The 24,421-nt window shown below is 41.4% G+C and carries 25 protein-coding genes; 12 read left to right on the forward strand and 13 right to left on the reverse strand.

Features of this window, described 5'->3' with window-relative positions:
* Positions 1–101: 101 nt before the first annotated feature.
* The gene (locus I2F62_RS07995) at positions 102–1,682 is read left to right on the forward strand and encodes a phosphoethanolamine transferase (RefSeq protein WP_324626493.1); all 1,581 of its coding nucleotides are present in this window, start codon (positions 102–104) and stop codon (positions 1,680–1,682) included.
* Here the strand turns inward: I2F62_RS07995 and I2F62_RS08000 are convergent.
* The 5 genes from I2F62_RS08000 to coaBC all read right to left on the reverse strand — a co-directional run bounded on the left by I2F62_RS08000 (position 1,667) and on the right by coaBC (position 9,532).
* Complete coding sequence (locus tag I2F62_RS08000; protein ID WP_324626494.1) at positions 1,667–2,548, reverse strand: ELM1/GtrOC1 family putative glycosyltransferase; 882 nt, start codon at positions 2,546–2,548, stop codon at positions 1,667–1,669. The genes I2F62_RS07995 and I2F62_RS08000 overlap by 16 nt on opposite strands.
* Before the next feature lie 60 nt (positions 2,549–2,608).
* Positions 2,609–3,535 carry a branched-chain amino acid transaminase gene (locus tag I2F62_RS08005; RefSeq protein WP_324626495.1) on the reverse strand — a complete coding sequence of 309 codons (927 nt, stop codon included), beginning with the start codon at positions 3,533–3,535 and terminating at the stop codon, positions 2,609–2,611.
* 29 nt (positions 3,536–3,564) lie between these two features.
* The gene (glnE, locus tag I2F62_RS08010) at positions 3,565–6,306 is read right to left on the reverse strand and encodes a bifunctional [glutamate--ammonia ligase]-adenylyl-L-tyrosine phosphorylase/[glutamate--ammonia-ligase] adenylyltransferase (protein ID WP_324626496.1); all 2,742 of its coding nucleotides are present in this window, start codon (positions 6,304–6,306) and stop codon (positions 3,565–3,567) included.
* A gap of 68 nt (positions 6,307–6,374) precedes the next feature.
* Complete coding sequence (locus I2F62_RS08015) at positions 6,375–7,652, reverse strand: HAMP domain-containing sensor histidine kinase (RefSeq protein WP_324626497.1); 1,278 nt, start codon at positions 7,650–7,652, stop codon at positions 6,375–6,377.
* 626 nt (positions 7,653–8,278) lie between these two features.
* A complete protein-coding gene (gene coaBC, locus I2F62_RS08020; protein WP_324626498.1) occupies positions 8,279–9,532 on the reverse strand; it encodes a bifunctional phosphopantothenoylcysteine decarboxylase/phosphopantothenate--cysteine ligase CoaBC in 1,254 nt (417 codons plus the stop codon).
* A gap of 103 nt (positions 9,533–9,635) precedes the next feature.
* Between coaBC and radC the strand changes: the two genes are divergently transcribed.
* From radC to I2F62_RS08035, 3 genes are read left to right on the forward strand one after another with little or no spacing between them, the layout of a single operon-like run.
* Positions 9,636–10,328 (forward strand): RadC family protein, encoded by a 693-nt coding sequence (gene radC / locus I2F62_RS08025; protein ID WP_324626499.1) that lies wholly within the window; start codon positions 9,636–9,638, stop codon positions 10,326–10,328.
* A gap of 26 nt (positions 10,329–10,354) precedes the next feature.
* A complete protein-coding gene (locus tag I2F62_RS08030) occupies positions 10,355–11,266 on the forward strand; it encodes a bestrophin family protein (protein WP_324626500.1) in 912 nt (303 codons plus the stop codon).
* Positions 11,267–11,316: 50 nt separating this feature from the next.
* Positions 11,317–11,940, forward strand: coding sequence for a glutathione S-transferase (locus I2F62_RS08035; RefSeq protein WP_324626501.1), 624 nt, complete (start codon positions 11,317–11,319; stop codon positions 11,938–11,940).
* 5 nt (positions 11,941–11,945) lie between these two features.
* Here I2F62_RS08035 and I2F62_RS08040 read toward each other — a convergent pair whose 3' ends face one another.
* The gene (locus tag I2F62_RS08040; protein ID WP_324626502.1) at positions 11,946–12,797 is read right to left on the reverse strand and encodes a PHP domain-containing protein; all 852 of its coding nucleotides are present in this window, start codon (positions 12,795–12,797) and stop codon (positions 11,946–11,948) included.
* Positions 12,798–12,841: 44 nt separating this feature from the next.
* Between I2F62_RS08040 and I2F62_RS08045 the strand changes: the two genes are divergently transcribed.
* From I2F62_RS08045 to mnmC, 4 genes are all read left to right on the forward strand, one after another.
* On the forward strand, positions 12,842–13,456 hold the full coding sequence (locus tag I2F62_RS08045; protein ID WP_324626503.1) for a septation protein IspZ: 615 nt from the start codon (positions 12,842–12,844) through the stop codon (positions 13,454–13,456).
* 17 nt (positions 13,457–13,473) lie between these two features.
* Complete coding sequence (locus tag I2F62_RS08050) at positions 13,474–13,776, forward strand: YciI family protein (protein WP_324626504.1); 303 nt, start codon at positions 13,474–13,476, stop codon at positions 13,774–13,776.
* Positions 13,777–13,780: 4 nt separating this feature from the next.
* Positions 13,781–14,287 carry a hypothetical protein gene (locus tag I2F62_RS08055; protein ID WP_324626505.1) on the forward strand — a complete coding sequence of 169 codons (507 nt, stop codon included), beginning with the start codon at positions 13,781–13,783 and terminating at the stop codon, positions 14,285–14,287.
* An 82-nt stretch (positions 14,288–14,369) separates the two neighbouring features.
* Positions 14,370–16,223: an FAD-dependent 5-carboxymethylaminomethyl-2-thiouridine(34) oxidoreductase MnmC gene (gene mnmC, locus I2F62_RS08060; RefSeq protein WP_324626506.1), complete on the forward strand. Its 1,854-nt coding sequence runs from the start codon at positions 14,370–14,372 to the stop codon at positions 16,221–16,223.
* Positions 16,224–16,290: 67 nt separating this feature from the next.
* Here mnmC and I2F62_RS08065 read toward each other — a convergent pair whose 3' ends face one another.
* Complete coding sequence (locus I2F62_RS08065; RefSeq protein WP_324626507.1) at positions 16,291–16,596, reverse strand: rhodanese-like domain-containing protein; 306 nt, start codon at positions 16,594–16,596, stop codon at positions 16,291–16,293.
* 91 nt (positions 16,597–16,687) lie between these two features.
* Here I2F62_RS08065 and I2F62_RS08070 point away from each other — a divergent pair, with 91 nt between their 5' ends.
* Complete coding sequence (locus I2F62_RS08070) at positions 16,688–17,176, forward strand: YajQ family cyclic di-GMP-binding protein (protein ID WP_324626508.1); 489 nt, start codon at positions 16,688–16,690, stop codon at positions 17,174–17,176.
* Positions 17,177–17,304: 128 nt separating this feature from the next.
* Here the strand turns inward: I2F62_RS08070 and I2F62_RS08075 are convergent, their stop codons facing one another.
* Positions 17,305–17,661, reverse strand: coding sequence for an acyl-CoA thioesterase (locus I2F62_RS08075; protein ID WP_324626561.1), 357 nt, complete (start codon positions 17,659–17,661; stop codon positions 17,305–17,307).
* Between the two features lie 67 nt (positions 17,662–17,728).
* Positions 17,729–18,154, reverse strand: coding sequence for a thioredoxin TrxC (gene trxC, locus I2F62_RS08080; protein WP_324626509.1), 426 nt, complete (start codon positions 18,152–18,154; stop codon positions 17,729–17,731).
* A 203-nt stretch (positions 18,155–18,357) separates the two neighbouring features.
* Here trxC and I2F62_RS08085 point away from each other — a divergent pair, with 203 nt between their 5' ends.
* From I2F62_RS08085 to I2F62_RS08095, 3 genes are all read left to right on the forward strand, one after another.
* Positions 18,358–18,696: a TIGR01244 family sulfur transferase gene (locus tag I2F62_RS08085; protein WP_324626510.1), complete on the forward strand. Its 339-nt coding sequence runs from the start codon at positions 18,358–18,360 to the stop codon at positions 18,694–18,696.
* A 318-nt stretch (positions 18,697–19,014) separates the two neighbouring features.
* Positions 19,015–20,415, forward strand: a complete 1,401-nt coding sequence (locus I2F62_RS08090) for a dihydrolipoyl dehydrogenase (RefSeq protein WP_324626511.1) — start codon at positions 19,015–19,017, stop codon at positions 20,413–20,415.
* Positions 20,416–20,501: 86 nt separating this feature from the next.
* Positions 20,502–21,551, forward strand: coding sequence for a 5'-methylthioadenosine/S-adenosylhomocysteine nucleosidase (locus tag I2F62_RS08095; protein WP_324626512.1), 1,050 nt, complete (start codon positions 20,502–20,504; stop codon positions 21,549–21,551).
* Between the two features lie 327 nt (positions 21,552–21,878).
* On the opposite strand, the gene I2F62_RS08100 is transcribed toward I2F62_RS08095, so the two are convergent.
* From I2F62_RS08100 to I2F62_RS08115, 4 genes are all read right to left on the reverse strand, one after another.
* Complete coding sequence (locus tag I2F62_RS08100) at positions 21,879–22,256, reverse strand: hypothetical protein (protein WP_324626513.1); 378 nt, start codon at positions 22,254–22,256, stop codon at positions 21,879–21,881.
* A 186-nt stretch (positions 22,257–22,442) separates the two neighbouring features.
* Complete coding sequence (locus tag I2F62_RS08105) at positions 22,443–22,766, reverse strand: hypothetical protein (protein ID WP_324626514.1); 324 nt, start codon at positions 22,764–22,766, stop codon at positions 22,443–22,445.
* Entirely contained in the window at positions 22,763–23,476 is a 714-nt protein-coding gene (locus I2F62_RS08110; RefSeq protein ID WP_324626515.1) for an HK97 family phage prohead protease, read from the reverse strand. The genes I2F62_RS08105 and I2F62_RS08110 overlap by 4 nt, the downstream gene beginning before the upstream one ends.
* Before the next feature lie 3 nt (positions 23,477–23,479).
* Positions 23,480–24,388, reverse strand: a complete 909-nt coding sequence (locus tag I2F62_RS08115) for a hypothetical protein (RefSeq protein WP_324626516.1) — start codon at positions 24,386–24,388, stop codon at positions 23,480–23,482.
* Positions 24,389–24,421 lie beyond the last annotated feature (33 nt).

The following is a 24,421-nucleotide window of genomic DNA, read 5'->3' on the forward strand; positions in this document are numbered from 1 at the left end:
ACCGCTATTTAAGGTGAATTGCTACATCATAACATGACTGTTTTTCAGTAGACACTTTTGTCAAAATATAGCATGATCTTTCCATTTTTAAATGCAGTACTATGGGTATGGTTTCTTCCTCTAAAGTAGGCAAACTCTGGTTTTTCGCCTACTGTTTTATGCTCCTTATCCCTTCACTGATCATTTCAGGTGATGGTTTTTTTAAGGCCTTATATCCATTAATCTTTTTCGTTTTTTTGGTTTATCATTATCGACGTTTTTTTTGGTTAAGCCTCCCCATTTACGCCCTCGCTCCCTTCGCGCTGTACTATGAAATCACCTATAATGCCCCCACAGAAATTTCTGTTTGGTTGACCATTTTAGGCAGTTCAAGCACCGAAGCAAAAGTCTATCTTTCAACAATTGACTTCAAATTAGCCGCTGCGTTACTTATTGCATACATTATTCCTTTGTTCTTTTTTTACCGCTTTATTCCAAAACAAAAACTGCAAACACCTTTTTGGTTACGTTTAATCGCGCTTTGTCTAATTATTTCCCCGATCCAACGCTACGTCAAAGCACCCGATCATAGCCAAGGCTTTTTGAATGTTTATCGACATTTCAAACAATCCTATCCTTTAAACTTATTGCTTGGTTTGCCTGCGGCAAGTTTAGAAGTCAGTCGTGTAAAAAGTTTTATTGCAACACAAAATCAAATCGAATGTACCAAAATCAAAGAAACGCCACCAAATGTCACCGTACTTGTGATTGGTGAAAGTGCTCGTCGTGATCGTTTAAGCTTGTTTGGTTATAGCAAAAACAATACCACGCCTTATTTAAGTCAATTTAAACAAGATTTATGGCTATTTAATAACGCCATTTCTGGTTCATATATGACCAGCAAATCTGTTCCAAGCTTACTCACAGGTCGACTCAACAGTACCGATCACTTAAGCCCTTCTGTCGTGAATGCATTTAATTCTGCAGGCTATAAAACCTATTGGTTTAGTGCACAATCACAGTATGGTGAATATGATTCGTTAGTTTCGGCTTATGCTTCTTCTGCACAGGAAAAAAGTTTCCTCACCCAGCACTCATATTCAGCCTCACTTGAAACACATTACGATGGTGAATTATTAAGCTCATTTGACCGTGCGCTGGCAGAAAAAACACCACATAAGTTTATTGTTTTACATTTATATGGTTCTCATGCGGACTTTACTAAACGCTACCCAGCAGAATTTAATAAGTTTCAGGATAAGTATGACAATACCGTTTTGTATACCGACTATTTACTCAATGAAGTCATCCAAAAGTTAAAAGCTAAACATGTCGATGCTAATTTAATTTATACCTCTGACCATGGTCTCAATCTTGGACAATGCCCACAAAACTCTTCACTACATCTAGATATGAAAAGTGATTTTAATGTACCACTGATCATGTGGGCATCGGATTCATGGAAACAGCACCATGCTCAATTGGCAGATACGTTAACGAAGGAACAAAATAGCGCTGTCAGTTCAGTGAATATCTTGCCAACTTTATTAGATATGACGAGCATTCAATGTAAAGCCATCCCTATGGAAAAATCTTTATTTAATTCAAAATATCAGAGTTATCCACGCGAAGTACTGACGTCATCAGATATGATCAATTACGATACTGGCCATGATGACGATCAATGTCATTTGGTTAATTGATCAACAACCAACTTAGCTTCCTGCAAGGTCTTTGCCTCAGGAAGCTGCGTAATCTGAACAGCGGTTGCAATCCATTGTTGCAATAACCGATCTACCGACTGAGTAATTCGATCTTCTCTTAAACGATCAATCAAAATTACTCCGACCCGACATCCAGCGGTTAACGCTTCATAAATCATAGAAACACTGTCTTCTGTGACCCACACCGCTTCGGCCAATTGCATTTGCTCATAAATCCAGCCTCGCGGTGTTTCCTCTACAGGAAAGAGCTCTAGCTTTGCGGCAACATCCTGCTTCATTAAAGCTGCTAAAAAGTTCGCAGGTGTTCTTCGTGAAGTTGTTAAAATAATCTGATAATCGGGATGATTCGCAGCAATCTGTTGAATGCTGGTTAATACTTTTTCATCATTCCATTGATGACGCTTAGATGAGCCGCCCAGAGTAATTAAAATCCGTTTTGGCTGATGCCGATGCTCATTCCGCATTGGATTTAAAGCACCTTTGGTTACAATGACCCGATCAGAAACTGCAACCCCATCATGCTCAGGAATAATCGAATAATTAAACCAATGTATGGGCAAGCTTGGTTTCATTAAAATAATAGTTTTGGCTTGAGGGTAAATTTTCCCCAGTAACCAAACCCGTAAATGTGTCTGCTGGCCCACTCCGACAATCCAATCGGGAATATTCTCGACTATCGATAATTCTTTAGTGAAAACCGCTTTAAATATAGAAGCGAAAGGTAAATCTTGAACTAAAATTTCTTGTACATTGGTCTGTGGCTTTTTTGCTTGAATGGCATGAAACAATCCTAATGCTTGTGAACGATGCCCTGCTTTGCCATCACTAATATAGACCATCTGCATTCAGTATTCTCCATAAAAAAAGCGCAACCTAAGTTGCGCCTTCATATTAACTGATTTTGCTTACTTCACGTAAGTCAACCAGTGTGCATATTTGTCATTACGACCTTGCACAATATCAAAATAAGTTTTTTGAATTAAAGTGGTAATTGGGCCACGGCAACCTTCGCCAATTTGACGATCGTCATATTCACGAATTGGCGTCACTTCTGCGGCTGTACCGGTAAAGAAGGCTTCATCGGCAATGTAAAATTCATCACGGGTGATACGGCGTTCAACCACGTCGTAGCCTAAATCTTTAGCAATAGTGATAATGGTTTGACGAGTAATACCGTCTAATGCACCACCTGAAATATCAGGAGTATGTAACACGCCATCTTTAATTAAGAAAACGTTTTCGCCTGAACCTTGACACACATAACCTTGAGGGTCCATTAACATCGCTTCATCATAGCCTGAATGTGCCACTTCCTGATGTGCCAAAATAGACAAGGTATAGTTACCTGAAGCTTTTGCCTTACACATAGTCACGTTTGGATGATGATGAGTAAATGATGAAGTTTTCACGCGAATGCCTTTCGCCATCGCTTCATCACCTAAGTAAGCACCCCAACCCCAAGCTGCAACCGCAGCATGAATAGTGTTTGATGTTGCAGCAATACCCAGTTTTTCAGAACCAATCCAGATCAGTGGACGCAAATAGCAAGACGCGAGTTTATTTGCACGCACCACATCAATTTGTGCTTGTTCAAGTGTTGCTTGATCATAAGGGACATTCATTTGATAAATTTTGGCAGAATTTAGCAAACGTTTTGTATGTTCTTTCAAACGGAAAATTGCGGTGCCATTCGGTGTTTCGTAAGCACGAACCCCTTCAAACACGCCCATACTATAATGTAGTGTATGGGTTAAGACGTGGATTTTTGCATCACGCCAGTCAACTAATTGTCTATCTTGCCAAATAAAACCATCACGATCAGCCAAGTTCATGGCGCACACTCCAAATTTTCACATTATTATTACTGTCCAAGCACCATTGCACTTGGATCAATTAGCTTTTGCCATAACTTGCAAACGATCTCGCGGGTGTCTTGCCACTTTGCAGCTTGAACTTGCATATTGTGGTTTGCAAGTGCTAAACGGTGGCTCTCGGCTCGTTCACTGAGATAAGCTTGAATCAATGCTTGCGCATCGGTGCTGGATAAGCAACCGAGGCGCGCCGCATCCTCGAGGATACGAACATTGTCAGAGAAATGGGCGAGATCAGGCTTCGCGCCACTCCATGCGAGTACGATATACTGTGCCATAAATTCGATGTCAACGATACCACCTGCATCCTGTTTTAAATGAAAAATTCCATCTTTTTGCTGCTGTTTATTCGAGCCAAGATGGTCTTTCATCTTCTGACGCATGTCGATCACCTCGGTTCGAACCACTTGTTCATCTCGAGGTTGACTCACCACTTGGCAACGGATATGTTCAAATTGCTCACGTAACTGGGCATCACCTGCAACCGAACGCGCCCGCACAAGGGCTTGATGCTCCCAAAGCCATGCGCTTTTCATTTGATATAACTCGTATGCTTTTAAGCTCGTGACTAATACCCCTGCCTCGCCCGATGGTCGTAAGCGGGTATCAATTTCATAAGCACGACCATCTAAAGTTTGCGTGGTCATTAACGACATAAATTTTTGGGCGACGCGTAGCGCAAACTCAAACCCACTAATGATTTTGCCACCATCGGTATCGGCCTGTTCATCAAGGCTATGGATAAAGACTAAATCGAGGTCGGAACTATAGCCCAGTTCAATACCACCTAATTTGCCATAGCCAATCACGGCAAAACCTTGTGCATCAATTGAACAGCGCTTGCCGTCTAAACGCAGAGGATAGCCATGCCGTTTGGCCACCATTTGATAGGCCAAATTCAGCGTGGCTTGTACACAAACTTCGGCAATGTCGGTTAAGGCATCAGAGACTTTCATTAATGGACTTTCTGCCAACACATCACTGGCTGCGGCGGCCAAAACATGGCTTTTTTTGAATAACCTTAATACACGCATTAAATCTTCAACTTGATCTAATTCAATACGCAACAGTTGATGGCGCATACTGGCTTCTAAATCTGCCCGATTCGGCAATTCAAAATCCATCGATAAAAATTCATCCAGTAACACCGGATACTGCGTCAACTCTTCGCAAATCCACGGGCTAACATCCGCCATTTTTACCAAACGTTGCAATGCACCTTTGCTTTCCACCAGCATGACCAAATATACGCTACGGCGCATAATTGACTCAATCAGTGGCATTAACCGCAACAACGCCACTTGCGGATGTTCAGCCAATAAAATGGCTTCAATCAGTGGTGGCCACAACGTTTTTAAGCGCTCCACCGCTTTGGCTGGCAATTTTTTAATTGCTTGCCCCGACCAAAAAGCATCTACCGTTTTTTGCGCATCTTCATCTAGCACTTGCTGTAGTCGTGGTTCTAAATCAGAAAAATTATCTAGGGCCGTCTGAATATCTTTTTCTTTAATCACATTTTTAAATTGCTGACTGACTTTGTCGCGTTTTTGGTTTAATTCGATTAAAAAATCATCCCATGAATTAAAACCTAAAGTGCTTGTCATGCGCTGACGCAGTTCAGGATCGTGTGGTAAAGCTTGGGTTTGTTGATCATTTAAGGCCTGAATGGCATGCTCCACACGGCGCAAAAATAAATAGGCATCTTTTAAGTCTGCAACGGCTTGGGTATCTAATAAACCGACATCACCAATATGTTGCAGGCTCACTAAACACTGGCGATCTTGCAATTCTCGTTTTGAACCACCATAAATTAACTGAAAAACTTGCACAATAAATTCAATTTCACGAATACCACCTGCGCCGAGTTTGATATCCTCATAAATATTGCGCCGAGCAACCTCGCGTTCAATCATCACCTTCATTTCACGCATGGCTTCAAAAGCGGAATAGTCGACATAACGGCGAAACACAAATGGCCGTGTCATCTCCATTAAGCTCTCACCTTTATCGCCGGTAATCATGCGGGCTTTAATCCACGCGTAGCGTTCCCATTCACGCCCGTGCTGCATTAAATATTTTTCTAAGGCGACATGGCTAATTGCTAAAGCCGAACCATCTCCCCACGGACGCAGGCGCATATCCACGCGAAATACAAAGCCTTCAGCGGTGATATGATCGAGCAAATAAATTAGTTTTTGCCCCCACAAAATACAGAATTTCTGCACATCAATCGACTTACGACCATTGGTTTCGCCTTGTTCGTCAAAGGCAAAAATAAGGTCGATATCACTGGATAAATTCAGTTCTTGTGCACCCAGTTTGCCCATGCCAATCACCATTAAATCTTGTGGTTGACCATCGTAGCCAATCGGCTCTCCATGTTTGGCAAGCAACGCCTCTTTGGCATACGCTTTGGCGGCAATAATACAAAGATCGGCAAAGTCGGACAGTTCTCGGGTTAAGCTCACCACATCGGTAAGTTGATTGGCATCTTGCCAAATCCAACGGAACATTAAACGCGCACGTAAAATGCGTAAAGCCCGCATCCATTGTGACTCATCGCGAATATCTAACAGGCTTTGTTCAACATATGCCTGAATATCTTCTCGGCTAAGGTGCTCTGAAAATGGCCGATTCTGAGCATCCTGCTCCAGTTCTGTGGGATAAAGTGCCAAAATTTGTTCTGCATATTGGCTGGCACCTAAGGTGATTTGAAGCTGCTCTGAATCCATGACTACACATGTGTATTTGCTATTTGCTTATTGTTATATCAGTTGCTTTCGCGCTTTAAAATGACTTTTTAGCAGTCGATACATTTTTTCTCGGCTACTGTGCTTTTTAAATGCACATGCGTATCATGCGCAAGCGGAATTTTAACCACAAAGGTGGTGCCTTGACCTTCTTTAGAATGTACGGAAATTTCACCTTGGTTTAAATCGACAAAGCGTTTACACAAAACCAAGCCCAAGCCTGTGCCTTTTTCACCCGCGGTGCCTTTCAGCGAAAGTTTCAAGCGGGGTTCAAATACTTGTTCGAGCTGTGCCTGCGTCATACCTAAACCGGTATCCACAATTGAAATAGCAACAAAGCCTGCATCTAAGCGTGCAGAAATACTGACTTTTCCCGAACCATCCACAGTAGTAAATTTTAAGGCATTCGAAGTTAAATTTTGTAAGATCGAAGTAAGCATATTCATATCGGCATAGACATAAATGTCGTCATCAACATCTTCAATTAATTCAATATTTTTTTGTTTTGCCAAACTAGTTAATACATTTTTAACAATTTGGGTGACTTGTTTTAGTTTAAAATTAATCGGGTGATAAACAAAACGCCCACCTTCTGCCATCGCCCAATTGAGTAAATTTTCTAATAATTGATAAGTCGATTTGGCTGTGTCATTTAAATAGCCCGCCATATGCTCAACTTCAGTTGAACTTAAAGTATCATGTTCTTCTGCCAAAACCTCAGAAAAACCGAGCAGACCATGAAATGGTGCACGTAAATCATGTGCAATCACTTGGAAAAATTTAGTTCGGCTAAAATTGAGTGCCGAAAGCTCTTCATAGGTTTCTTTGAGTTCTTGAAAATCAAATTTCAATTCGGCATAGAGCAGCATGCTTGTCAAAAGCTCTGCAACTAAGTCGAGATCTTCTTGTGCAAAAGGTGTTTCAATCTCGTCAAAAAAAATCACTTGCCCAATTTTCTGCTCATTCACAATTAAATAAAATACCGCCACCCGCTGGTGATCACAGCCCAATTGGGTTAAAGCGCTTGAAAAAAGTGGATAATCTGGATGGGTAGCATCTGCATAAGTGAAAGCATCGCACGAAAATAAAAAATCCGCCTGCGCGATCATGGGAATAACACAAGGTTCAAACTGATTTTTATCTGCAAACCACGCATAAGGTTCATGAAAAAACCTCCAAATACATTGCTTGACCGCCAAAATTTTTCGTGCAAATTTCAAGCAATTGCCAATTTGATTACGCGGACCTTTCACGCCCAAAGCCAATGAGAATCGGCATTCACTTAAACGTTCTGTCTGACTAAACGTCAGTCGTTGTAATCTTTCCATACCCGCCTCACGATTCATTATAGTTATGTTATGTTACGGACAGAAAACATTTTTTACATTACCTCTTTATAAATAACAACATCTCAAAACAAAAGCAACTGAATATTTTTTAATTCAAAATACGCACCTATTTTGAATCAAAAAAAATCCTCTACATCTATGTTTAAATATGCAGAAGCCCCTCAAAGATTTCATGCAATATTTTCATGACAATTCAGAATGATGCGATATCAATGCACGCATATTCAAAAATTTAACGCAATGACGGCCAATTTCAATGTGAAAAAACAAATTGGCGACTATGAAAAATAAGAACACTTATTTTAGCACAGCTTCAGCTTGGTCTACCGTATTATAAAAATTGTAGAAACAATGACATATCTTTTTTATTGGATTGCTTTACTCGTTTTCAGACAATTTTGTAAGCTTTAGCGTACAAAAGTCGAGGATATTGTCAGCTATTCGACAAGGTCAGATTTTTATATGATGCAGATATAGGAACAGGAAGTCCCTTGGAAATAAAAAAGCGGGAAGCAAATCGGAAATAGGACATTTCCACTCGGTGAAGAATTCAAAAAACCCTTAACAGGACGTTAAGGGTTTTTTGTTATCTAAAATATTAGTATTTAGCTGATGGCAATCGCATCACTGATTGCTTCAACCAATTGCTGCGCAATTTCATTTTTAGACGCTTTATCTAAATCGCGTTTTGGTAAATGATATTGCTGTGCAAAAAATACTGTCATGGCATTTTGATCTGAAGCAAAACCAATATCGGCCCGAGAGACATCATTACAAGCAATCATATCCAGTTTTTTAGCCACTAATTTGCCTGTGGCATAACTTTCTACATTTTGCGTTTCAGCAGCAAAACCGACCATAAATGGACGTTTTTCTTGTTCGGCAATGGTTGCAACAATGTCTGGATTTTTAATTAGTGCAACCTGCAATTCATCGCCAGCTTTTTTAATTTTATGCTCGGCCACTTGCGCCACGCGATAATCGGCAACGGCTGCGGTGGCAATAAAAATGTCGCAGCCGTGCTCTAGCGCAGCTAAACTGTGTTCGAGCATTTGCACCGCAGAAGCCACGTTTTGACGCTTCACGCCATTGGGCGTATTTAGGCTGACAGGACCTGCAATTAAAGTTACCTCGGCACCGGCAGCATAACAGGCACTGGCCAAAGCAAAGCCCATTTTACCGGTGCTGTGATTAGAAATATAACGAACAGGGTCAATGGCTTCTCGGGTTGGGCCTGCCGTAATAACCACGCGTTTACCTGCAAGCAAACCAAATTTTTCCGCCAACGCGCGCTGTGCTTGTAAAAAGAACAAACTGACCTGTTCGGCTAAAATTTCAGGTTCAGGCATACGGCCTAACCCAACATCACCACAGGCTTGCTCACCCGATGCCGGCATAATTACATGTACGCCATCGTCAACTAAAATTTTTAAATTACGTTGTGTGGCTTTGGCCGCCCACATTTGTTGATTCATGGCCGGTGCAACCCAAACAGGCGCTTTGCTGGCTAACAATAACGTGCTCAGTAAATCATCAGCCAAACCATGCGCAAATTTGGCTAGGCTGTCGCAGCTTGCAGGAGCCACCAAAATTAAATCGGCCCAACGCGCCAATTCGATATGTCCCATGCCGGCTTCGGCTTCGGGGTCAAGTAAGGCGGTATGCACGGGATTGCCAGATAAAGCCTGAAATGTGAGTGGCGTAACGAACGCTTGTGCGCCTGCCGTCATGACCACGCGTACATTGAAACCATAATCTTTTAAACGGCGTACTAAAATTGCACTTTTATAGGCGGCAATGCCACCTGTAACCGCGACGATAATATTTTTATTTGAACAAACACTTACATCAAAGCTCACAGATGGCTACCTTTGTATTGCAGTGAGGCTCACAATAGCATTAAATAACATAATCCCCAAGCGGGAGAAAATAAAAACAACTTTAGAAAGAATGAATTAGACTATGCAGCAATCTATTAAATTTTGGCCAGAACAAGAACGCCCTCGTGAACGCTTGCTTCAACAAGGCGCAGCCAGTTTATCGGATGCCGAACTATTGGCAATTTTCTTACGTTCGGGGTCACAGCAGCATTCTGCGGTTGAATTAGCACGACTGTTAATTCAACATTTTGGCGGGCTCAATCCAATTTTTGATGCATCCTTGGCCGATATATCGATGTTTCATGGCATTGGTCCAAATAAGTACGCGCAACTGATGGCCGTCAAAGAATTGGGACGGCGTTATATTCAACAGCAATATGCTCAAGTCACCCAGTCCTTTCAACACTCCGAAAATGTGCTTAATTATTTGCGCTTTGAGTTGTTGGGTGAAAAACAAGAAGTGTTCGCGGTGCTCTGTTTAGATACCGAATTACGCAAACTGCATTTTAAAAAACTGTTTTTTGGATCCATCCAGCATTGCAGTGTTTCAATCAACCAAGTCATGCGTTATGCCATTGCTCAACACGCCACCCATATTGTGATTGCGCATAATCATCCTTTTGGCGAAGCCACACCATCCTCCGCCGACTTAACACTGACCGAACAAATCTTCCACGCGTGTCAGTTGCTTGAAATCAAACTGGTCGATCATTGCATTATTGCCCCAACAGGTTCATGCTCTTTGGCTGAATTAGGGCATCTCCCTATTGGTTAATCGTCGATTCCTTGTGGTTCTTGCATATGATTATTCGCGAAAAAAGTAATATTTTTAAACTGCTCTTTGCATGGAAAGGCACGATATTACCCAAAGTTATGCCATCACTTGCGGTACTTACGTTAATTTCAACAGTGATTGCAATCCTGACTTATCATAATTTGGTGCATGTGCCGACCGTTCCTGTCATCGGCTTTACTATTTTCGGGGTGATTCTGTCTATTTTTTTAGGCTTTCGAAACAATGCCTGTTATGACCGTTGGTGGGAAGGTCGCAAACTTTGGGGAACCTTAATTGCAACCGCGCGGCATCTTGACCGAGATTCTCAGATTTTAAGTCCAGCTCGGCGTGAACGCGTTATTCATCATGTGATTGTCTTTGCCAATATGCTGCGCGATCGACTGCGTCATCAAACTGCACATCCTGAGCAATTGATCGCCATGACCCAGCTCGATTCCGCTGCAATTCAGCAACTCAATCAGCATTTAAATGCACCGCAATACACCTTAAGCCAACTGCAAATGGAACTGATGCAAGCACTTAAAAGTGCTGAAATTAGCGATATTTTATATAGCCAATTAAATCAACATATTATTGAAATGGGCAAAGTACAAGCCGGATGCGACCGCATTGCCAGCACGCCATTACCATTTGCATATTCCGTTTTACTGAACCGCACCGTGTATTGCTTTTGCTTTATTTTGCCTTTTAGTTTGGGTTCAATTTTAGGCTTATGGACGCCGGTTTTAATGGGTTTAATCGCTTATTTATTTTTAGGTTTAGACAGTTTAAGTGCAGAATTAGAAGAACCGTTTGGCACGCAAGACAATGACTTGCCGCTCGATTCAATCGTGCGCCTGATTGAGCGAGAATTACTAGATTCTTTAGGAAAATCCACCCCAGCACCCATCCAAGCGGAAGCCTACAAATTGCTGTAATATTGCTTGAATCGACATTGCATATTTAGCAGTAAAATAAGGACAATAAGATGCTAAAAATACTCGGCCGCCCCGATTCCATTAACGTGCGCAAATTGCTTTGGCTGTGCGATGAACTGAACTTAGCATACGCACGTGAAGATTGGGGACGCGGTTTTCGCTCGCCCAAAGACGCCGAATTTGTCAGCATGAATCCCAATTCAACCATTCCCATTTTAATCGATGGCGAGTTTACGCTTTGGCAATCCAATTCAATTATTCGATATTTAGCAAACGCATATCATGGTGAAGCGCTTTATCCAACTCAGCCCAAACAACGCGCAATCATAGACCAATGGATTGATTGGCAAGGCATCGAACTAAATAACAGTTGGTCGTATGCGCTGATGCACATTATTCGACAATCACCTGAGCATCAAGATTTAAACCAAGTCAGCGCCAGTATTGCCTCTTGGAATGAAATGATGCAAATATTAGATCGGCAACTGGCAAAAACACAGGCCTATGTTGCAGGTAACGAGTTTTCTCTTGCCGATATTGCGATGGGACTTTCGGTACAACGCTGGTATTTGACCCCATTTGAAAAGCCTGAGTGCGCTCAGGTCAAACGCTATTACAATTTACTTAGCCAACGTCCTGCCTTTTTACGCTGGGGCAATAATGGACAAAACTAAAAAATCTAAATAAAACGCTCCCAAATGCCCGATTGTTCAGCTTTGGGCTGTGGCGTTTTACCCAGTTTTAGCCATGGCATATGTTCGCCATGAAAATCGCTGCCAATCGAAACGGATAAATCATGCTCGGCAATCATACGATTGACCATTTGCCGTGTCGCCGGTGGATCATTTTCGGGGGCAAGCTCGACTGCATCGCCACCTAACTGTGCAAATAATTCAATTAAATAACGAATATTTGTGGCAGATAAATCGTATCGGGTCGGATGTGCCAATACCGCAAAGCCTTGTGCTTGGTGAATAATCTGAATGGTGTCTTGTAAAGATAAACCATCAAAAGCCACATAAGCCGGTTTGCCTTCTTTTAAAAAACGGTCAAACGCTTGCTGTAAGCGTGTCACCACATTCCGAGCTTGCAGGGCTTGAGCAATATGGCTGCGTGTCACACGGTCTAAATGACCACCGGCCAATGCCAATGCGTCAGGTAAAAAATCATGTTTTAAAATTTTGGCTAACTTTTCACAAATCAGCACGGCGCGCTCGGCACGAATATTTTTTTGTTGCTCTAAGGCCCAAAGTAACGGTTCAGGGTGCTGCATATTCAGTGCAACCACATGCACGCCATAGCTTTTTTTGGTATTGGGTCTGGACCATTGGCTAGAAATTTCGACCCCTAAAATAATTTGCATGTCATGGGCTAAGGCCGCTTGTTGCGCACGCGCAATGCCATCCATAGAATCGTGATCGGTCAGTGCCAATTGATGAATTCCCGCAGCAGCTGCGGCAGACACCAATTGCTCTGGTGACAAATGACCATCAGAAATATTGCTATGTGTATGTAAATCTATGCCCTGCATCTTTATACTATGTCATTCACCAAAACTGGATTCGATACTCTAACATGAAAGCGCTTTTAGACTTTGTGCCGCTGATCATTTTCTTTTATTTATATAAAACCGTTGATCCAAGCAACAACCATCATCCCCTACTCACTTTAATTGGCTCGGCTGGGGGTGTAGATAACAATAATATTTTGGTTGCGACCACAGGCTTAATTATTTCAATGTTAGTGGTTTACGGCGCGTTGTTTGTTTTTCAAAAATTCCGCTTAGACAAACAGCAATGGATTGTGCTTTTTATGACGGTAATTTTTGGTGGTATTACCCTCATGTTAAGTGACGATTTTTATATCCGTTTAAAAGCGGCCTTATTAAACTTAGTCTTTGCGGGTGCCTTTGCGCTGTCGCCTTTTGTCACTAAAGATCGTAGTCCATTAATTAAACGCATGTTTGGCCCGGTTTTAGATTTAACTGAGCAGGGTTGGAAAAAGCTAAATTATGCTTGGGCGGCCATGTTTGTGGTGATGTCAGGCTTACATATCTTTTTTGCCTTCTTATTTGCGCACGGAAAATATTGGGGTGAATTCACAGCATTTGGTGATATGCTCGTGATGTTTTCTTTTATCATTATCCAATTCGTGGTATTGCGTAAACATTTTAAAACAACTGACGAATAATTTAGCGAGAACGGATCATGGCTTTATTTGTGATTACTTGTACCGACAAAGAAGGTACGCTGGCACAGCGCTTAGCAACACGCCCAGAACATTTAGCCCGATTAGAAGCTTTGCATGCTGAAGGACGTGTCATTATTGCAGGGCCAATGCCAAAACAGCCGGGACACATTGAAGCAGGCTTTTATGGTAGCCTTTTAATTGTTGATTTCGACAGCCGTGAAGCGCTCGACCAATGGCTCGCCGATGAACCCTATCTTAAAGCTGGGGTGTATAGCCATGTTGATGTTAAACCATTTATTCAAGTTTTTCCTAAAGGATAAAATCATGCGCGTTGTTGCTTCATGTTTCTTCAGTTTAAGTCTTTTGTGTTTAACGGCACATGCTGAAGAAACCACAACTCCAACACCAACAACCGCCCAACCGCAAGTGCAGGCACAAGCTTCAGCAACACCTAAGCCGGCAGCCAACACCAAACCTGCAACCAATGTTGCACCTGCTAAACCTGTGTCAAATTCAGGGCCAGCTCCGCTTGTAGAAATGACGGCGGCACAAATTGCACAAAAAAAAGCGGATGAAGATTTAAAAATCAAAGCTTTGGTTAAAGACCAAACCAATCGATTACAACAACTTGAAAAAGCCAATTTAGATGCTTTAGCGCAAAACCAAGCATTACAACTGAAAAATGACAATTTGGGCGTGCAAGTCCAGGTGTTACAAAGCGAAAGTACGGCGCAACTATTTATGTACGGCGCAGCAACGCTTGGTGTGGGCGTACTGATTGGCTTTATGCTCGCCGGTTATATTTATACCAAACGACGTAGACAATGGTAAGTGTTGCCATAACCATCTTTCGAGATGGTTATTTTTTTCATCTCGGGCCTGTGTGCCCCTTTTTTAGCCCTAGGACAAGCCTGTGTTTAGCCGCATTGAAACTGCCGAATTAGATTGGCAATGCATTGATGGAATTGAAGTTCCAATTTCCAAACAATTTGGCGATGTATATTTTTCTAAAGACAATGGCTTGCTTGAAACGCGGCACGTTTTTTTAAACGGCAACGACTTAGCCGAACGCTTAAGTGCACTTCAGCCGTTTGAATATTTTTGTGTGGGCGAAACTGGTTTTGGTACAGGCTTAAATATTTTGGCCTTATGGCAACTTTGGCAACAGGTCAGACCCGATAATCACAGCCATTTACATGCCATTAGCGTTGAAAAATATCCATTAAGTCAGGCCGATTTAATTCGCGCCCTACAAGCATGGCCGGAGTTATCTGAATTTTCAACGCAACTGATTGAGCAATATCCGCTGGCGATTCCGGGCTGCCATCGCTTAAACTTTGCCAAACAACGATTTAGCATTGATTTATGGTTGGGCGATGCATCCGATATTTTCCCGATTATCCCCAAAACACATACGGTCAATGCGTGGTTCTTAGATGGCTTTGCCCCGTCATGCAACCCTGAACTGTGGCAACAACAGGTTCTCGACCATATTGTGCGATTGTCAGATGCAGGAACGACCTTTGCTTCATTTAGTGTGGCTGGCGTATTAAAACGGGGTTTAAGTGCGCATGGCATTCAAATTAGCCGTCCACGCGGTTTTAAACATAAACGTGAAATGCTCAAAGCAATTTGGCCCAATCATGATTCAACAGCACAGACTTCTCCCATCCAACAACAAAAAATTGCCATTATTGGCGCTGGTATTGCCGGACTAACCACTGCATGGGCCTTTGCCGAGCGTGGTCATATCGTCACGCTATTTGATGCCAACGGGGTCATTTCTGGCGGATCGGGCAATCCTTTAGCATTGCTAAACCCAAAACTCAGCCCCATTCAGCAAAGCCATGAACATCTTATGACCTCATGCTGGCAATATGCCATGCGCCACTATGCACAATTTAAAGCATTTCGGGCTTTAACTGTCGAACAATTCGACCTCAAGCAAAGTGGTGAATTACAGCAATTGATTGACCAATATCCACGCGAAGTTTTAAGCGCTGCAATCAACGCTGAAGATACAACAATTGCCTCGCAGCCAATGAATGTCGTTTTAAATATCGCAGGTGCAGTCACTCCAAAAATCTTAAGCGAAGAAATTTTAGCACATCCCAACATTCAGTTTATTCAAGCCAAAATTAGCCAGCTTGCTGAACAAGAGCAACAGGTTGCCATTTATGCTGAAGATTCTAAATGTCTGATGCATGCCGACCATGTGGTGGTCTGTGCCGCAAAAGACAGCGCTGCACTGTTTCAGAATTATCCACCATTAAAACCTATTCGTGGACAAGTCAGTTGGATGACAACCAGCACAAAACTGCCGACCCACCGCGCATATAGTTATGGTGGCTATTGCACGCAATTAGATGTATCACAGCTTATTTTGGGTGCCTCTTTTCATCCCAATCGCGAAGATACCGCGGTAACAGAGGATGATCATCAACATAATTTAGACTTACTCCGCGCAATTGCTCCAGAATGCGCAGCAACATTGCCAGAGATTCGCACATGGCAAGGACGTGCTTCTATTCGTGCGCAAACTGCCGATTATTTGCCGCTATTAGGACAATTAGAGTCACATAGCCGTATTTATAGTTTTGCAGGCTTAGGCTCAAAAGGATATTTATTTGCGCCGCTGTGTGGTGAAGTATTGGTCGCGCAAATTTTACAACAGGCTTGCCCAATACCACTCAGCTTATATGAGAAGTTGCAACCGCAACGTTTGATGAAAAAAATAAAGGCCAAAAAGCCTTATTTTTCGAAATGATTTGAACTCAATTGGTTATAGCAATCACGCTGACATATTCTAAATAGAGAATATGTCAGCGCTCAACTTACTCGATTGGTAAACCTGCAACTTTTGCTGCACGCGTCCCGCCCATTAACACGACATATTCACGAGACTGATCGAATTCTTCTAATTTTTCTGCTGCGCGCGGTGCTTTACTGCCGCCCCCACATAAAATATAAATCGGTTGACCCGCGTCCACTTGAGTTAAAAGCGCTTGGCTAATGTCATTAATCGGCTGATTAATTGCGCCTTTGAGATGACCTTCGGCATACGCACTTGGGTCACGGACATCCCAGATTACTGCATTTTCTGGGAACTCAAATGTTGTAATTTCTTGTTTACGGATCATTGTGCACTCCTTTTCTATAAACAACACTTGGCAAATGGTGAAAACCCTCTTAGCATCTCAAATATTTCATCCATTTGCAAAGGTCTATACTATGCCATCGTTCGATATTGTATCTGAATTAGAGTTATTTGAAGTAAATCATGCCGTTCAAAACACGCAAAAAGAGATTGCGACCCGTTTTGACTTTCGCGGTCAAGATGTCACCATTGAGATTAATGAAAAAGCCAAAGAAATTAAGATTAGCACCGAAAGCGATTTCCAATGCGAACAAGTTTATAGCATGTTAGAAAATCATTTTTATAAACGTAAGATTGATGTACAAGCCTTAGACCCACAAAAAGCAACTGCTTCAGGCAAAAATGTGGTGCAAGTGGTCAAACTCAAAGATGGGCTTGATTCGGACACTGCGAAAAAAATTAACAAAGCTATTAAAGAAAGTGGCATTAAAGCGCAGTCGTCTATTCAAGGCGATAAAATCCGCGTCACCGATAAAAAGCGTGATACCTTGCAACAAATTATGAATTTTTTACGTGAACAACAATTTGGTGTTCCATTACAATTTAACAACTTTAAAGACTAAATCTGCCCCGATTAAATCTTTAAATCAAGCCACCCGCATAGCTGTGTTGGTGGCTTGATCTGTTTAAACCCAATAATCATCAATCCCGTGACAAAATCAAAGACTGACTTTGTGAAAAACACAAAAATTTAGTGACCCAGTTTTTGCTTCAATTCTTCAGAAATCATCCGTTTATTGCCCTGTGCATCCACAGCAACAAAGGTAAATACGCCTTCTGTGACCCGTTTTGGCGCACGAGAATCATCGTGACTATCCCAAACCTCAATTTGCATTTGAATTGACGTATTACCAACTTTCAAAATTTTGGTGTAGCAACTAATCACATCACCCACTTTTACTGGCACTAAAAAGGTCATTTGATTAATTGAGATGGTGGCGCAGCGGCCTTTACTAAAACGCTCGGCATGAATTGCACCGGCCAAATCCATTTGTGAGACAATCCAACCACCAAACACGTCGCCGCTCCAATTGGTATCGGCAGGCATCGCTATGGTTTGCAGCGACAAAGTCCCTTCTGGGGAAATATAATTATCCACGGTATTAACTCCAAAATTAAGCGTCAAGATGCTGATCTAACCATTGCTGTAATTCAGCAGAGCGAAGAGCGCCACTAATTCTAGCAATTTCATTGGTTTTATTCATTAAAACCAAGGTTGGAATGCTGCGAACATGAAAAGCTTGGCTTAATTGAGGCGACGTTTCAGTATTAATTTTGGCAAAAATCACCTGAGGATTTTGCGCGGCCACTTGGGCAAAATGCGGTGCCATCATTTTGCATGGTCCGCACCAATCGGCCCATAAATCAATAAAAATCGGCAAATCGCTATTACGAATAAAATGACTAAAATTTTGTTCATTTAATTCAATCGGTTCGGCAGGTAACAAGGCCGCATGGCACTGTCCACACTGTGGCGAGGCCGCTAATTTTTCTTCTGGCACGCGATTTTTGGCACTGCAAGATGGGCAAACGACAATCATTGTTTTCTCAGTTTAATCCGCAATTTTGAATATCTTCTAGTGTATGCGTAAATTTAAAGGCACTCATAGACATTTTACTTTTGCATGCGATATTTTTTTGCATCACAACGAGATAAGCAAAATCAGTTGTATCCTCAAGATAAAATAAATAAGCTCATGCTATGATATCGGCATCTACGCCCATTCTATTTATGGAGAAAAAAATGAGTGAACAAGTCGGCTTCGCAGGACAAATTTATCCTGAACAACTCAGCCAAGTGGTCGAAAAAGGTTTTAAATCGGTCATTAATAATCGACCAGACCAAGAAGGCGGCGCAGAGCAACCAACCAGTGCACAAATTGAAGAAGCAGCACGTCAGGCAGGTTTAGATTACGTGCATCAACCAGTGATTGGCGGTCAAATTACTGAACTCGATGTTCGCACTTTTGCCAATCATTTTAATGAATTACCTAAACCAATTTTAATGTTTTGCCGTACAGGAAATCGTTCCAACAACTTGTACCAACTGGCCAAACAAATGGATTTATTAGACGATGAATAATCCACAAAGATTCTACGCACATGTAGAATCTTTGTCTTTACAGATTGACTGCACTCGCGCGCTACGCAATTGAAATGAGATCTGTTATGTTCATTTTTTTAGATTGAATTGATTTTTATGCGCACAATTTTATTTCTTTGCAGCTTATGTAGCGCGCTATTTCTGTTATCTGCGTGTAGCAGTTTATCGGTTAAGCCAACCGCCAGTGTAATTGTTGGCGGTATTTAAACCCTCCGAAATGTTAAAATTTGAAAATTTAGCTATTTTTTAACCAATTATTGGTTATAGTCAATTGATCCCTCCAAACGAATAATTCGCATGGTTTACGATCTGATTATTGTAGGTGCAGGCACAGCCGGTATCAGTGCATATAAAACAGCGGTTAAGAAAACACAAAATATTTTAATTGTGAATGATGGTCCGTGGGATACCACCTGTGCCCGTGTTGGCTGCATGCCAAGTAAAGTGCTCATTTCAAGCGCCAATCGTTTGTTTGAGGCGCAAAATCTACAACAGGTTGGCATGACTGCAACGCTTAGCGCAGATACAACGCAGGTTATGCAACATGTGCAACAACTGCGTCAGCGTTTTACCGATGCAACCTTAAAAGAGGTTGCCCAATGGCCTGATGAACATAAACTAAGTGGACGGGCCAGTTTTGTAAATGCCAACACCATTGAGGTGAATGGACAACGCTATCAAGCCAAGCGCTTCATTTTAGCGGTCGGCTCTCGTCCCAATATCAATACAGAATGGCAAAGCCAAATTGCTGATAAACAACTCACCTCTGACCAAATCTTTGAATTAGAGCAGTTACCTGAATCGATTGCGGTAATTGGCAGTGGCGTCATTGCCATCGAGCTTGCGCAAGCCTTACATCGTCTAGGCGTCCATACGACAATTTTTGCACGTAGCCAAAAAGTAGGAAGTTTAACCAGCCCCGAGTTACAGCATCTGGCCAAACAGCAATTACAAACTGAACTGAATATTTTATTTGAAGTGCTGCCCGAACAGGTGTCCTTACAGCAAAACCAAGTCAAAATTGACTACCGCCAAAATGCTGAGTTACATAGTATTGAAGTCGATTATATCTTGAATGCAACTGGCCGAAGCTCATTATTATCTAGCTTAAAATTAGAACAGATTGATCCAAGTTTTAGCGAGTTAAAAACTTTACCTGTCAACCCAGACACCAAACAACTGGCCAACTACCCTATTTTTATTGCGGGTGATGCATTTAGTCATCATCCGATTCAGCATGAAGCAGCCAACGATGGCCGCATCGCTGTGCATAACGCATTAAATTATCCACAGATTCAGCCCATCCAACCCCGCCCTGCGCTCGCAATTGTCTTTTCATCACCAGAAATGGCGATTGTCGGCGTAAGTTATCAAAGCCTCATTCAACAAAAAATTGATTTTGTGGTGGGTGCACAATCTTTTGAACGCCAAGGTCGAGCCACCGTATTGGGCAAAAATACAGGTGCAGTTGAAATTTATGTCGATCAGCACTCGCGGAAAATTTTAGGGGCAGAGCTGTTTGTTGAAGCGGCAGAACATTTCGCGCATTTATTAAATTGGATGATTGGCGAGCAATGCACCGTTGATGATCTGCTCCAGAAACCGTTTTATCATCCAACCTTAGAAGAAGGTTTAAGAAGTGCATTTAAAAAGGCAAAATCAAAGCTAGATCAAACAATTACTCCAAATAAGGTATAAATTTTATTGCAGATAAACTGGAATGTTTTTTGTATTTTCACTTATATTAATCATCTTAACTTTCATTTCCTTGTGAAGAATGTGCTATGCGTTTATTAAAACTCTCTTTATTACTCGGCGCTGTAGGCTTAACTGCAGGTTTAGTGGGTTGTGCAACCACAACAACGCTACAAAAATCAACCGCACCCAAACTAAACCAAGACGTTTTAACAGATGCAACGCCTCGCCTCGCGATTATTGCAGCATTCGGACAAGAAGCCGATTTACTGATTCAATCGACTCAAGACAAACACGAATATATGATTAATGGTCGTAAATTCGTGACAGGCCAGCTTGAAAATACCCCTGTGGTCATTACCCTAAGTGGTATTAGTATGACCAATGCCGCCATGACCACACAAATGATTGCGGATCATTTTAAATTAAAAGGTATTGTTTTTAGTGGCATCGCAGGCAGCTTAAATCCAAACTACCACGTTGGGGATGTAGTAATTGCCAAAAACTGGATTGCACCTAACGAAGTTTATTTTAATAATAACAGCACCTTACCCAATGCATGTGGTAAAGCTGGCGACATTTCTTGCTTAGGCATTAAATTGGCTGACAATGTTCCTGCATGGAAAAATCAATTTTTACGCGAAACCAATGTTATGAATGCAACAAACTATAAAAATGTTGCATTAACCAGTCGTTTTGGCGATACCGATGTGCCTATGGCTTATGGTGAAATGCGTGTTGATTTCCCTGTAGATAGCAAAATGTTGAATATCGTCAATAAAGTACAAGCAGACACCCAGACTCAACTTGAAGCAATTTGCGCTGGCGCGAACTGTTACAATCCAAAAATTGTGATTGGCAACCGTGGCGTTTCTGGTGGCGCGTTCTTAGCCAATGCCGAATATCGTGATTATTTAAATAAAAATTTAAAAGGCGATTGTGTGGATATGGAAACCGCAGCAGTGGCGCAAGTTGCCTATTCAAACAATATTCCATTTATTGCATTCCGCAGTTTATCTGACCTTGCCGGTGCAGACCACGACCCGAATGTAGCTGCGTTCTTTGGTTCAGGCATTGCACAGCGTAATGCCGCAAAGTTAACCATGGCATTTATTAAAGAGTGGAATGCAGAGCAATAAATAAACCTGAGGTCTTCGCAGTCTGAACAGTGTCGCGAAGGCCTCTTTTTTGGGATTAATTCTGGCAAATATAAGCCAGATTTTTAAGCATGTTATGTCTTTAAACTCAAATATTGGCCAATGATTGTTGTTTTTTACAGGCAACAAAAAAGGCTCAATTCCTTAAGAATTAAGCCTTTATGTAGTATCCAACTGTGCCTTTTTTTGCATAGTTGGTGCGGAAGGGGGGACTTAAATAAATCACATAAATACATGTTTTAATTAATTTTATTAAAGTGTTTATTTTTATTAACCTCCCATTTAACCTCCTAATATATGTTGACTAAATTAGATCGGTGCTTTCTTTGCATGAAAGTATGGCAGCAAGGCTGTGGCTGCTTCAATCCTTGTACAGAGGTCAAAACGTGGATCTGTCATTATTTCTATCAACAAGTCTTTCGGGTTGTCAGCAGTCAGAATAATTTGCTCAATATCCTGAATCATTATTTTTTCTTTTTTAATTGGTTGGCCATTAACATCACAGTTATTTCCATTCGCCTGGTAACCTCTACTATTCAAATTATGCAAAACCTGTCGATCTGATAATAAATGATGTGCAGATTGTCTTGGGAATTTGTAGCCAGCAGATTTAGCAGCATCATTTGGCTTTAATCCATCCAGTAAACCATTTATGAATAGCCTTTTTTTCTTCGTTAATTTCTGCATTATGGCTGCCTTCAAAACGTAGTATTCAAAGAAAAGGGAAATTTTTTTATAAATGGGATAGGGTGCGGTGTCCGGCAGTGATTTGGTTTAAAAATTTGGATACCCCCCCGATCATCAACCAGTTTTGTCGAGGAGGGAGCTTGGTGAAAATACTCATAATGTGATTTGCATACATCACCAATAATCCTAAAGTGTTTTCCACACACCATAAGCAGCCTTAACTTTTAGATCCTTTCGATTAGCTTTCAAGTAATCATCAAAATCATTTTTGTAAATATGATATTGCATTGCTATCTTAATCAGGTTCAATGCCTGCGGTCGCTGCTCATACTTAACCAGCAGCAGCGCAACGGCGTTTAACTCCATACATTGAATAGAGGATATAAAATCCGTTTCCATTGCTGTCATAGCTCTATGGTTATACTTGAATACCTCAACTACACCATGCTGGCGACTAGTCTTGTGAGGTCGTATGGTTGTCATCATGCGAGTAAATAAAGGCAAGCTCATAGCTCACCTCTCAAGTCTTTAATAAACAACTTCATCGCCTCATACTTCTCACGACCATCTAGCAAACGCTTCTGATTTAAGTACGTGGCTTGCTGTTGATATGGTGCGTATGCCAGTCGGGATAGTGCTTGTTTCTCACTCAATGTTAATGAGCTGTGATAATCCGATGGTTCTAAGTCGGGTAGCTTCACACCACCGCTATTGAGTTTCACCGTCACATGCTCTGTTGCTTTTTTAGGTGCGTGGCTTGCTGCCTGTGATTTAATTGAGGTAATCGAGCAATCGGCATTCGCTGGAACAGTTACGGCGGATACTTCATATATCTCAATGCTGGTGTACTCAATACCTCCAGCACGATTAACATCATAGTCCAATGCTCGAAAGCCTATTGATAAGCCCCGAACAAGTCCGCTTTTAATCTCATTCCAAGCTGAATCAATACGATCCTTTAGCGTACCTTCTTCATCAATCTTGGCAATCTGTGCCGTAAGTTCTAGGCCATTACCTTTTTTAACCATGCTTGTAATTGTGCCGATAGGTTGGCTGTGGTCATGTTGTTTCAGTAATGGCATTGGTAGCTTGAACATGGCCCCATCAATGTTGATTGTGTCATTTACTCGGTCAGGACTAACAGTGGTTGCAATTCCTTTAATAATTCGCTGGTCATTATTAATGGATTTAACTTCGAGTGTAGAGAATAATTTATCCATAAATTACCCCTTAACCAAAGTAGCTTTATAACCGGTCATAAACTCATAACCTGTATAGCCCACAATTTTTATTGCTTTTTTATTCTCTTGGAATAAATAGACTGGCTGTCCTGTCATATCAACAACAAAGCTCTCCGCAGCCTGTTGAATAACAATACTAGGGTCTTGAGCCAGTACCAATTTCGATAAATCAAAAATTAGCTTTTCACCTTCTAAAATAGATTTATTGGTAATCGCCGGAATATCAAAATATACGCCACCATTTACGCCTAGCTTGTCGCTATTAATCGACTTGGCTAATTGCATAGCATCGGCTGGATTCATTGCAATTACAGCATTTTTAATCTCTTTAATTCCCTGTAATGCTGTGTCTAGGTTTGCAACTTCTACAGCATCAGTTTTCAAAGTATTAATGAGGTCGGTATTCTCTCCAGCAGCGTAACTGTTTGCTAAGGCTTGGTTAATCATCGGTTCGATTTTGTCGAATAGGTCAGAATTAAAATAACGGTCTGGAAAGATTGCAAAGCCACCTATTTTTTTACTTTCTAGCTTAAAGCCTATCTTTGAGCTTTCATTTAAAACGGCTGTTGGTTCACTTTGTAAAACTACTTGGCAATCCATCAAGTCAAAACTTGAAAGCATCGTATCTAATGGCAACTCAATATGTTTATTTAATGCTTTTAGCTGACCAACTAGGCTGATTGATTCAATAAGATTGATAAATTGCTGACTGGCGGTAATGTTGTTCCAGTCTTGTTGTGAAGGATTTGAGAATGATTTGTTTGCGAGTAGCTTTGTAACCGCAGATTGTTCGCCGAATGTTTTTTTAGCAATGTTCACCGCTTGGGTTGATTCATTACTATTGATCTGACAGTACAGTGATTTAACAAGGGTTGTTTCATTTAAACGCATTTTGTAACTCAACTATGAAATGTTAAGTACAAT

Source organism: Acinetobacter sp. MD2(2019) (genome assembly GCF_035615615.1).
GTDB lineage: Bacteria > Pseudomonadota > Gammaproteobacteria > Pseudomonadales > Moraxellaceae > Acinetobacter.